12 protein-coding genes and 1 tRNA gene are annotated in these 11,798 nt (G+C 52.1%); 5 read left to right on the plus strand and 8 right to left on the minus strand.

The window, feature by feature from the left end; genetic code table 11:
* The first annotated feature begins 43 nt into the window (after positions 1–43).
* The 5 genes from O6944_02660 (at position 44) to O6944_02680 (ending at position 5,051) form a co-directional block, all read left to right on the plus strand.
* On the plus strand, positions 44–430 hold the full coding sequence (locus tag O6944_02660) for a RidA family protein (protein MCZ6718041.1): 387 nt from the start codon (positions 44–46) through the stop codon (positions 428–430).
* 112 nt (positions 431–542) lie between these two features.
* Positions 543–2,660: an ATP-dependent DNA helicase RecG gene (gene recG, locus O6944_02665; GenBank protein MCZ6718042.1), complete on the plus strand. Its 2,118-nt coding sequence runs from the start codon at positions 543–545 to the stop codon at positions 2,658–2,660.
* A gap of 18 nt (positions 2,661–2,678) precedes the next feature.
* Complete coding sequence (locus O6944_02670) at positions 2,679–3,251, plus strand: chorismate lyase (protein ID MCZ6718043.1); 573 nt, start codon at positions 2,679–2,681, stop codon at positions 3,249–3,251.
* Entirely contained in the window at positions 3,232–4,161 is a 930-nt protein-coding gene (ubiA, locus tag O6944_02675) for a 4-hydroxybenzoate octaprenyltransferase (GenBank protein ID MCZ6718044.1), read from the plus strand. Before O6944_02670 ends, ubiA begins: the two co-directional genes overlap by 20 nt.
* Positions 4,158–5,051, plus strand: coding sequence for a M14 family zinc carboxypeptidase (locus O6944_02680; protein MCZ6718045.1), 894 nt, complete (start codon positions 4,158–4,160; stop codon positions 5,049–5,051). The genes ubiA and O6944_02680 overlap by 4 nt, the downstream gene beginning before the upstream one ends.
* 75 nt (positions 5,052–5,126) lie before the next feature.
* Here the strand turns inward: O6944_02680 and O6944_02685 are convergent.
* The 8 genes from O6944_02685 to O6944_02720 form a co-directional block, all read right to left on the minus strand.
* Positions 5,127–5,200 (minus strand) — tRNA-Thr (locus tag O6944_02685).
* 61 nt (positions 5,201–5,261) lie between these two features.
* Positions 5,262–6,107: an SPOR domain-containing protein gene (locus tag O6944_02690; protein ID MCZ6718046.1), complete on the minus strand. Its 846-nt coding sequence runs from the start codon at positions 6,105–6,107 to the stop codon at positions 5,262–5,264.
* Complete coding sequence (locus tag O6944_02695; GenBank protein ID MCZ6718047.1) at positions 6,104–6,847, minus strand: type III pantothenate kinase; 744 nt, start codon at positions 6,845–6,847, stop codon at positions 6,104–6,106. Before O6944_02695 ends, O6944_02690 begins: the two co-directional genes overlap by 4 nt.
* The gene (birA, locus tag O6944_02700) at positions 6,844–7,815 is read right to left on the minus strand and encodes a bifunctional biotin--[acetyl-CoA-carboxylase] ligase/biotin operon repressor BirA (protein ID MCZ6718048.1); all 972 of its coding nucleotides are present in this window, start codon (positions 7,813–7,815) and stop codon (positions 6,844–6,846) included. Before birA ends, O6944_02695 begins: the two co-directional genes overlap by 4 nt.
* Before the next feature lie 200 nt (positions 7,816–8,015).
* The gene (locus tag O6944_02705; protein ID MCZ6718049.1) at positions 8,016–9,113 is read right to left on the minus strand and encodes an FHA domain-containing protein; all 1,098 of its coding nucleotides are present in this window, start codon (positions 9,111–9,113) and stop codon (positions 8,016–8,018) included.
* Positions 9,114–9,279: 166 nt separating this feature from the next.
* Entirely contained in the window at positions 9,280–10,113 is an 834-nt protein-coding gene (locus O6944_02710) for a sulfurtransferase (protein MCZ6718050.1), read from the minus strand.
* A 286-nt stretch (positions 10,114–10,399) separates the two neighbouring features.
* Positions 10,400–11,365 (minus strand): alpha/beta hydrolase, encoded by a 966-nt coding sequence (locus O6944_02715; GenBank protein MCZ6718051.1) that lies wholly within the window; start codon positions 11,363–11,365, stop codon positions 10,400–10,402.
* A gap of 75 nt (positions 11,366–11,440) precedes the next feature.
* The coding region (locus O6944_02720; GenBank protein ID MCZ6718052.1) for a PDZ domain-containing protein at positions 11,441–11,798 on the minus strand (358 nt) is incomplete at its 5' end.

The raw sequence follows: 11,798 nt of genomic DNA on the forward strand, positions 1-11,798 counted from the left end.
GGTTAGCGCTAAGGCTACGCACAGCGAACTAGGAAGGAATCACATGGCTCGACACATCATCCAAACGGAAAAGGCGCCCAAGGCTATCGGCAGCTATTCCCAGGCAATCAAGATAGGCAATACGGTTTACCTATCGGGCCAGATCCCTCTCGTACCCGCGACGATGGAACTGGTCAACGGCGATATCCGGCTCCAGATTGGACAGGTCTTCGATAATCTAAGTGCGGTTGCGCACGCTGCCGGCGGAACGTTAGCGGACGTCGTCAAGTTAACCATCTATCTAACCGACCTAGCACATTTCCCTGTAATCAACGAAGCAATGGCGAAGTATTGGCAGGAACCCTATCCTGCCCGTGCGGCAGTGGGTGTTGCCGAACTTCCGAAGGATGCCAATGTGGAAGTGGATGCGATAATGGTCATCAGCAATTAGCTGACAACTTGAAAGCTTTCACAAACGTCAAACCGTAGATCGCGTGTTGAACACTGCGCGAAGTCAACTCTCCACTTGCTGCGCCCGCCCATAGGTCGAGCATTGAGCCATGATGAGTCTCGCGAAGCGCAAACGTGCAGAGAGACAACCTTCAATCGCCGCTCCGGTGACAGACCTTCGAGGTGTCGGGCCACACGTTGCTAAACGACTTCATCAGCGTGGCATCACCTCTATTCAGGATCTGCTGTTCCACTTGCCACTGCGTTACCAGGATCGCACGCGGATCACGCCAATAGGGGCGCTTAGAGCAGGTGAGGAAACGTTGATCCAGGGCCAAATCGAGTTAACTCAAGTGCGTCTGGGGCGGCGGCGCTCGCTGCTCAGCCGTCTCAGTGACGGCACCGGTGCCATAACACTTCGGTTTTTCCATTTCTCAGCAGCCCAACAAGCAGGCCTCGCCAAAGGCACGTATCTGAGATGCTACGGCCCGGTCCGTCCCGGCGCTCGGACGCTTGAGATGGTTCATCCGGAGTACCAGCGCATCGATCCCGAACGTATCCAACCGCTCGAAGAGCGCCTGACCCCTATCTACCCCACGACCGAAGGACTACAACAGGTGACGCTTCGCAAGTTGACTAGCCAAGCACTCGCGTTCCTTGTCAGTGATCGGCCCAACGGCCTTAAGGAATGGCTCCCTGATGAGCTGTTGGCCGAGCAGCAGTTGCCTAGGTTGGAAGCGGCGCTTCGGTACGTGCATAGGCCACCGCCGGACGCGCCAACTCATGAACTTGAGGAAGGTATCCATCCCACGCAGCAACGCCTTGCCTTCGAAGAGCTACTCGCACACCACTTGAGCCTGAGGCGTCTCAGGTGTGAACTTCAGACAAAAGAGGCACCCGCACTACGCGAGAACGGTGAACTGCAAGGGCAGTTATTGGAAAACCTGCCGTTTACCTTGACCCGAGCACAGCAGCGTGTCGTTGAGGAAATCTCAAAAGATATGAATCGCCGTATACCCATGCTGCGGCTGCTCCAAGGTGATGTCGGATCAGGTAAAACAGTGGTTGTCGCACTTGCCGCTCTTCAGGCACTGGAAGCGGATTATCAGGTCGCTATGATGGTGCCCACTGAACTGCTTGCAGAACAGCACCTGAGCACATTCAAGAGGTGGCTAGAACCGCTCGGCGTAGAGCCACTATGGCTCGCCAGCAAGGTTCGCAAGGCCGACCGCTCAACAATGCTGACACGTCTCGCCTCCGCAGATCCCGTTATAGCGATTGGAACCCATGCACTGTTTCAAGCGGATGTCCAATTTGCCAAACTCGGACTCGTCATCATTGATGAACAACACCGTTTCGGCGTCCACCAGCGTTTAGCACTTCGGGAAAAAGGAGCCCGTGATGGTAAATACCCGCATCAGTTAATCATGACCGCTACGCCTATCCCACGGACCTTAGCAATGACAGCTTACGCCGACCTGGATAGCTCAATCATCGATGAGATGCCGCCCAATCGGCAACCCGTCAAGAGTGTGGTGCTGCCCGACAGCCGGCGAGAGGACGTCATTCAACGGATCGCGGACGCTTGTCGTGAAGGACGCCAGGTCTATTGGGTATGCACACTGATCGAGGAATCCGAAGTCCTCCAATGTCAGGCTGCAACCGAAACCGCCAAGCGTCTGGGAAAGCTGCTGCCCCATGTCCAAATAGGACTCGTCCATGGGCGAATGCAAAGCGATGAACGCGAACGCACAATGGCCCGATTCAAGATGGGTAATATTGATCTACTGGTGGCAACCACGGTGATCGAGGTGGGTGTCGATGTCCCTAATGCCAGCCTTATGGTCATTGAAAACCCCGAACGCTTAGGCCTGGCCCAGCTTCACCAGCTTCGCGGACGCATCGGCCGTGGCACAATGCAGAGTGACTGCGTGCTTATGTACCAGCCGCCGCTGACGGAGCATGCCCGGGCGCGGTTAGCGGCTATCAGAGAAACAACTAACGGTTTCGAGATAGCACGCCGCGATTTGGAATTGAGAGGGCCAGGGGAGCTACTCGGCACCAAGCAAACAGGTCTTTTACAATTACGTATCGCTGACCTGGTCCGCGACCGCAAACTGCTGCCCGAAATCCAGAGGGCAGCTAACTGCCTCTTGCGCGACTTTCCAGACCATGTCGAGCCCCTCATCCAACGGTGGGTTGGCGGGGCACTAGATTATGGCAGCGTGTAAACAGCCAGGTTGTATGCCTTGAATCCTAACTGGCAACCACGAGAAGAGATCACCCGCGATGACCTACCCATGGATCTACGAGGGTGGTTATTGGAGCAAGAATCGCTTACGCGCCGCCTGCAGCAGGCATGTAATGGAAACTTCCAGGTGCACCTCAGGGATCAGAGGTGGAATTCGCCGATGGATGACGAGGCATGCCTCCTTAGCCTACGTCCTGATGAACAGGCCCTGATCCGACAGGTCTATTTGCTATGCAACGAACGTCCTTGGGTATACGCCCGCACCATCATCCCAGCCATGACTTTGAAGGGATCACGTCAGCGTCTGGCTTCGCTAGGCTCCCGACCCCTAGGTGATATCTTGTTTGGCGATCGCAATACCCCACGCAGCGTAGTAGAAATTGCCAAAATATCGCCACAAGAGAAACTCTTTTCCCTTGCCACCCAAGATGCACTTGATCCCGGCGAGTTCATGTGGGGCCGACGCTCAGTATTCACTGTAGAAGGTAATCCTTTGTTGGTTGTTGAAGTATTCTTGCCTGAAATTACCCCGTACCACGAAACGACTCCTTATGCTGACCGCTCTACGTAATTTCTGGAAGCGATATGCTGATTTGGCGTATCAGGAATGGCCATTCGTCAAGGACAGGCTCACACAATATGCGCTGTTGATGCGATTGAATAAGCCAATTGGGATCTTTCTACTGCTGTGGCCGACATTATGGGCCTTATGGATAGCCGCCGAAGGGGTTCCGGACCCGCTTGTGCTGATCGTCTTTATTTTGGGCGTGGTGATAATGCGCTCAGCAGGATGCGTAATAAATGATTACGCAGACCGGGACTTCGATGCACAGGTTGCCCGCACGCGTAACCGTCCGATCCCGGCAGACAAGGTGAGTGCAGATGAGGCATTGGCACTCAGTGCTGTCCTTGTGTCGTTGGCATTCTTGTTGGTCTTACTCATGAATCGCCTAACAGTGCTACTGGCAGTTGTCGCGCTCCTGCTGGCCGCGATGTATCCATTCATGAAGCGTTATACCTATCTGCCACAGTTCAATCTTGGCCTCGCTTTTAGTTGGGCAGTCCCCATGGCGTTTGCCGCCCAGACAAACACGATACCTGAGATTGCCTGGCTATTGCTCGTTGCCACTGTACTCTGGGCAGTTGCATATGACACCATGTACGCGATGGTAGACCGAGAAGACGATTTGCAGGTAGGTGTTAAATCTACGGCCATTCTGTTCGATGACGCAGATCGACCAATAATAGGCATTATTCAGATATTAATGCTGGTTGTGCTAATTATAATCGGGAAACAGGCTGAACTTGGAATCAGTTACTATGCTGGAGTTACAATTGCAGCAGCTCTTGGTGCCTATCAGCAATACCTCATAAAGGATCGCAAACCACAAAATTGTTTCCAAGCCTTCCTTAACAACAATTGGTTTGGGGCTGTCATATTTTGTGGCCTATTTATCCACTATCAGTTCGGGACATCATGATAACCAAAAGACGCTTTGTTTGGACATTCGCTCTAGGCTTCATGATTATCGCCGGCCCACCGGCAAAGGCTGAAGGCGAACCCACAATTGATATGGTATGCCAATGGATAGCCAACAAGCTCGCAAGCGTTGGGCTCAACGAATGCTTAAACCAGGAACTCATCGAATCGCAAAGCCGTTCGGTTGAGGACATCCCGATTCTCTACAAGGAATATCCTCCTCTGCCAAGGCGCGAACCGCTGGCGCGTGTGATGCTCTTTGGAGGGATTCACGGCGACGAGTATGCCTCTGTCAGTATCATCTTCAAGTGGATGAATATCCTGAACGAGCACCACTCTGGAATGTTCCATTGGATTATCGTTCCTGTGCTCAACCCTGACGGCCTCCTAAGAGACAGATCGCAACGGATAAACGCGAATGGGGTCGATCTAAACCGTAACTTTCCCATGCCGGACTGGGAAGAAGAAGTGATCGGTTATTGGATGGAGCATACGAATCGCCATCCGCAACGCTTTCCAGGTACCGGACCGCTGAGTGAGCCTGAGACTCGCTGGTTAGTGAATGAAATCGAGCAGTTCCGCCCCGATGTGATCGTCTCCGTCAAAGCGCCGCTTAGTAGCGAAGACTATGATCTACAACCAGGGGACCCTTACAAATTGGGAAATTTATATTTTAATCTGTTCGGTACCTATCCCGGATCGCTTGGAAACTATGCCGGTGTGCAAAATCAGATTGAAGTCGTCACAGTCGAGTTGCCCTATGCCGAGACCATGCCGAGCGCGTCGGAGATAAATAGTATGTGGATAGACCTCGTGAGATGGCTCCGTCGTCATAGTTCGAGCGCGCCCCTCACAGCAGAACAGACGCAGGACACTGACCCCTTACAGTAAAAAAGCGGCGCGATCATCAACCAATCTCGCCCGCATAGCCAATCACGGAGTTTGGATGTGCTAGAGGGCAAGCATTGGAGCCCCGAGAGGGAGTCGAACCCCCAACTGATGATTACAAATCATCGGTTATACCATTTAACTATCGGGGCACAAAGAACGATGACATCTGTGGATTTATGAACGCGATAGTCAACAGCCAACAAATTCATTTTATGGATTCGGAGATGCCATGGCAATTCCCTGGCAGCGGACCGGCGGCGAGCTTAACGTCGATACAAACTCTTCAAACATTGCGTCCGTCAAATTCTCATTCTGCATAAATCTCACGTCGACCCAATAAACTGGCGTCGCATTATAATACGGCACCACAATAGGCTTATATCCTTTGCTTTCCAGTTCCCCGAGCCTCCTATTAACGGAAGCCTGCGAAGAAAAAAGACCTAATGAAATAGCGTTTCTCAAATCGCCCTTGTTGACTAACATATAATCTTGAATATTCTGCTTCTGCAGTTCTGCGATGGTTTTCTCCGCAACCGCCCGGGACTTCATGGGTTCAAGGTATATCCAGAACAGCTTGTGGCCGGTGTCATCTGCAACGCGTCGGCGTGTAAAGGATCGTCGCTCCCGGAACCAGTCATCCACCCCGATTGCATCGCGTTCATCATCAAAAGGACCGATTGAATAACAGACTTCAACAGGAGCTACAGACTCTGTTACAGCCGCAGGCGACGCGGCAGCGTTATCAGCAGTAAGCGAATCTGTTTCGGGTGTGTCGCCCAGCGTTCTGTCCGAAGCGGACTCAGCCGCTTGTGCAAGCGGCTCAGGCATCGGCACCGATGGCGTTTGCCCATGGCGCTGATCCGCCTGAGCTATCGCCGACACAGCACGAACCTCAGGGAGTGTGTCGAATTCGCTCAATAAATGCAGCCGCTCCACATCTGGGGGGATAGGGTCGGACTGCATCGCTTGACGCACGTCCGCTTTGACCTGCTGGTCAAATGCCCAGGCAAAATAAGCGACGTTCAACACCAATATTGATACGCACAACCACTTCATTGGTCGCTATTTGCAATCACCGCCAATCCGTTAAGAACAAGGTCTCTATCATAGATGAATGTGTTCCCCAACAATGGCAACAGGGCTTCAGCAGAGCCACCGGTTATGATACATCTCAGGCCCGTCCCAAGGTCGCTGGCCAAATCGGCGACAATGCGATTAATAAATGCGACCACCGCATAATAGCAGCCAGATGCGATGCCGTCGTGGGTATCACGAGCCAAGCGTGAGATACTTCCTTTCATCTTTCCTGAGATTCCGTGAGTACGTTCAGTTAAAGCCAACTGCATCATCGTCAGGCCCGGAATGATGAGCCCACCCAGATGCTCACCACGGCCAGACAGCGCATCGATGGTAATCGCGGTGCCACAGTCAATAATACAGGTTGGCGCTTTGAATCTATGCCATGCGCCGATCAGTGCCACCCAGCGATCCACCCCCAGGCGCTGGTGCTCACGATAGCCGTTTGTTACACCAAAACTTTTACTCTGAACAGCCACAAACTCCGGTTCGATTTGCCAGATCTTAGCAGTCCAAGTACTTAGGACATTAGCTACCTGGGCGCCAGCAACATTTGACACCATGATACGTGATGGTGGAGAAAGCGCATGCCAATGCTCGTCAAGTAGCTTACTGAGATCGAGGACGTCGTACGACGCTATACCCGATGAGGCTACCTTATCCCGTATTAGGTTCCCCCATTTGATCCGGGTATTGCCGATGTCGACTAAAAAGATCAAGTGTGCAGTCTCAGGCTGACCTCACCGGAAGTGAAAGTCTGTACAGAACCGTTTACAGACATCATCAGCCCACCATGGGGGTCGATGCCAACGACATGTCCGACGAGCTGCTTATCTGGTAACGTCAGGGTTACCGACTGACCGCTGATCAAATCGTATTGCGCCCATTCGTCTCGAAAGCCAGCAAAACCGTGCCTCGCATAGGCTTGCAGCACGATCAGCAGATCTGAAATCAACTTAGCCGAAAGTTTGTTACGGGATACCGGAGTCTGCACAATACTCACCATATCCACCCAAGGTTGTCCGACCTCCGGCTGCGGGGTCACCGGAAACGCAACGTTTAAACCGATCCCTGCGACGACGTAACAGGGTCCCGTTGATTCACCACGCATTTCCAATAGTACCCCGGCCAACTTGCGTCCCTGCCACATCACATCATTCGGCCACTTTAGTCCCACACCCGTGATACCGAACGCACGAAGCGTGCGCACAACCGCTACACTGCCGGCTAACGCGAGGCCTGTCAGTGCGTCAGGAAAGCTATCAAAGCACCAACCGATCGATAAACAGACGCCTGCCCCTAGAGGTGACACCCAGCAACTGCCGCGCCGGCCCCTGCCAGCTGTCTGAAACTCAGCCAAACACACATTTCCATGTGCGTGATCTAGACGATCAAGTAAGCGCTGATTGGTAGAATCCGTCTCAAAATAGATATCGATCCGAGTCAACAGATCTCTGGCAGATGATTCAATTCCAAACAGTATCCGCTCACGATCCAGCAACTCGATCGCCCTCGCCAGACAGTATCCTTTGCCTGGCACGCCCCGCACGTCAAGACCATAACGCTGCAGCGATTTAACACGCTTCCAAACCGCAGCACGACTGATGCCTAACCGAGCTCCCAGACTTTCGCCGGAATGAAAATCGCCGTTTGCCAGTAGAGATAAAAGGTTCCAGCGCCGTTCCATTTAACTATGATGCTTGTGTGCCACTAACTCCATCTATCAGCAAGCACTTTAGGCTGGAATGGATTCAAGAATGCGGCAAGACCCTTCCTCTCCAGCTCCAACAAGCCATACCTCATCAAGTGAAAAATAAAACGACAGGCTACCCGGAAGAATAGCCTGTCGCATGTGCAACTGCCTCGTAACGTGTAAACAAGGGTCTGTTAACGGAAACCTTTTTGATTCCAGGTGCCGATGCCTTGTGCGACGAGCCACAGATTGTTCTCCTTCCGGCGCGGCTGAGGCAACACCCCATTTGGAATCGCGTGAACGTACTGTACTTTTCCCCCTCGTTCAGCCTTGTACATCCCCGAGTGGACCTTAACGCCTACACTACGTACAGTGGCGAATTTTAGTGCATCAACCATCTTCTCAGATCCTGACTTCTTGCCGGCTTGGATCGTTTTATCTAGATCAGGCGATTCCTCTTCTTCTATCTCATCGACTAATATGGGTTCAGGCTTTGTTGAAACCGGCCTACCCACCTCACGGGTTTTTCCGGAAAATATCAAATCGGATATTACAAACTCAAATTCAAACCTGTTAATACGTATTCGATCCCCATGCATCAGACGAACATCACCACTTATTTGCTGGTCATTAACATAAGTGCCATTAAGGCTTCCTCGATCGGCGATAAAGAAAGCTGATTCTTTGTATTCTATGGCAGCGTGCCGGCGACTCACGGTGCTGAATCCAACAACGATATAGTTGATATGCTCACTATCGGTACCGGCTACACGGCCTAACATAGTTGGTTTCGCACCGAGTTCATGCCTCATCTGATTGGTAAAACCATAGGTATCGATGAGAAACGCGCGTGGCACAGATGGTCCCACTCGATCACTGACTATCGGACCTCTGTCTCTGTGCATAAGAACCAGGATGCATCCTACGAGCGAAAAAACAAATACCGTGCTGGCGACGACTATAATAATCAACCGGATCTCTTCTTCTTGTCTGAAAGCTTCTAAAGACGGTCTCGCAAACTGACTGATCACAAGCGGTTGGGCAACGTGATCGGGTAATTCAATCGTGAATGCGCGAGCTCCTCTAATCCCTGCTACCGATCCCTTGTACCACTCAATCTTGTCGTCTTCGATTGGATGATAGGCAAAGGATCGCCCACCCACGCCGTTTCCTCCCAAACCACTACTGATTACCCACATCATATCCTTCGCGAAATGGGCAGACGCCTCACCTGCAACGAAGAAACCAGCTGCTGCGAGGAGACCTAAGACGTGGGGCAATTTATTGGGCATGAATCGCACTTTATTTATATTATGGGACACCCTATTTCTCCATACTTTGTGCTTCCCAGTCAACCACCTTAACCACTCAAGCATCTGGCTCGTAAGGGTAGGAATGCCCCCAAGCCTGCAGGGCACTTGCCCTATCCTCGTTCTTTTGCGAGATCTACCCGGATAACTAATCAGTGCCGGTCGCCACACCACGCCCGGGATCCGATGACCACTCGCTCCATGAGCCGGCATACAGACGTGCATCTGGCAATCCTGCATGAACTACGGCAAGCAGGTTATGACAGGCGGTCACACCAGATCCGCAATAGAATACTGCATCACTTATTGGAGCGCCCCTAGTCAACTTCTTTAGGCTTTGTCGCAATTTCTCAGGCGACAAAAACCGACCATCCTCCGCTAGATTATTTTTCCAGAAATAGTTGGTTGCTCCAGGGATATGTCCCGCCACACGATCAAGGGGTTCATAGTCACCCTTATACCGGGCGGATTCACGCGAATCGATGAGCAACGGAACTTCAGGCACTTCGTCGATGCTCACGAGCCATGTCGTTTGCGCCGTTCCATTAAAATTCGCCGGTGTGTTCGTCTCTCTTCCCCGTTGTGTGGGTAGGCCGGCGTCCCGCCAAGCCTGCCAACCACCATCTAATACCGCAACCCCATGGTGCCCCATGTACCGCAACATCCACCATAACCTGGCTGCAAATGCACCACATACTCCATCGTATGTGACAACCTGCTTGCCTTGCTCGATCCCGAGACGACTAAAAAGATCACGTAACGCCTCAGACGTTGGCATTGGATGACGTCCGCGACCTGCCACAGGCGGTTCACTGAGATCATGATCCAGATGAGCAAACACCGCTTTGGGGATGTGGCTGTCAAGATATGCGTCTTCACCTACCTCCGGATTCATGAGATCAAACCGGCAATCCACAATGACCCAATCCGGATCATCCAGGTGTTGGCTCAGGCGCCTAGTATCGATTAGCGTGGTATACATTTCTCACTAGACAGTAGCCACTATATCGAGCGGGAATAGGCTGTAAGGCCATTATATGATGGGTCGATTGTAAATCCCACGAGCTTTGTTATGGAAAATCTATCAAGCTACTGTATTTAAAACACATTTCTTGCCAAGCTCAAGCCCGTTTAAGACTGGATAAAGAGCGATGACACTGGCGGGAGTCCCAAAGAACAGAAGACCTGATTGAATTCTAGACCAAACCGGGGCAGCTCGCTGCTCTACTGATCGGATGACTTATTGTTGCAAGTTTTTCGACCGGCGCCTAAGCCGCAGATCCACCAAATTGCTTTATCAACCGAACAACATCGTCGGGGGCGTCCAGGGACATAAAATGACCCGCGTCCTTCACGATTGTCATCTCGGCTCCCGGAATCGTCTTTTGATTTGCATCGCGCTCGTCAGGCCGTGACCAGTCGTGCTCACCATAGACCAAAAGTACAGGCACCTTAATCTGCCCATATTCAGCCCGCGCATCATCCCAGCCACTAGCGTTTCGTATCACGGAAATAAAGGCCTCATAGTGGCCTGGTCGACAACCAACTTCGAACATTTCTTTTTTAAATTCGGGCGGCAAAGCTTCAGGGTACGCAACGCCTCCTTCCAGGATCTTCTCCTCTACCATTGGGTTACGTAAACGCATTACTGTTGGTCCAATGATAGGAACATGGCTCAACGAAAAAATAAGGTTCGCGACCGCCGAGCTTCGCTGGATGCCACGCCCCTTGGCATAATCATAGGGGTTAATCGAAATAACCTTCTTCACACGCGGATGCTGATGTGCCGCGAGAATCAAAGAAATGGAACCGCCGATCGAGATGCCCGCCACGATCGCATCGTTCACGTCCACCTTATCCAGAAATCCTGCTACCGCATGGACAAAAACTTCCGGCTTATACTCCACCTTTGGGATATCCGAGAATCCGTGCCCGGGATAATCAAGGGCATAAACCTTAAACTGTTTCGAGAGTTCTGGAATCACCTTCTGAAAGATGTCGAGTTGCGTGCGAAGCGTATGTAACAACACCAACGTCGGGCCAGTTCCCACCGTGATATACCGGAGCCTGACGCCATCAACGTCTACATATGCGATGCGAATCTTCGGATCCCATTTAAGCGTTGTCGGTATCTTTGGTGCAGAACGCATGGCTTCCACAAGGTAGGACACTACTACCAATATAATCAGAAAAACGAGAAGGCCTACGACAACAATTGCCCACGTGTTACTCATAATCTACCCCTCCCATCGTCCAATATTAATGTAAGCACCTCGGAGATAACTAAGGAGTCATGGTCTGTGACATGTTTACTGCTCGTCTGGAATCACCCTGATTTCCCGTTCCCTACCACGGCGTACTACGCTGAGCATCACAGGTGTACCACTCGACCAATCCGTAAGTATGCGATGAATGTCGTCCACCGTCGCAATAGGCTGCCCATTGACCGCGATGATCACATCGCCCTCGCGCACCCCACCTTGATGCGCAGGCCCCTGTTTCTCAATCGAGAGCACCTCCACTGCCGTATCGCCCCGTGGCCCCAAATGACGTTGGAGCCGACGACTGATCGGCCGGGACTGTGCTATGACACCCAGATACGCACGCCGGACTTTGCCACGGGTGATTAACTCAGCCACGACCCATTTGGCGGTATTGACTGGTACC

This window comes from Gammaproteobacteria bacterium, from assembly GCA_027296625.1.
GTDB lineage: Bacteria > Pseudomonadota > Gammaproteobacteria > JAKEHO01 > JAKEHO01 > JAKEHO01.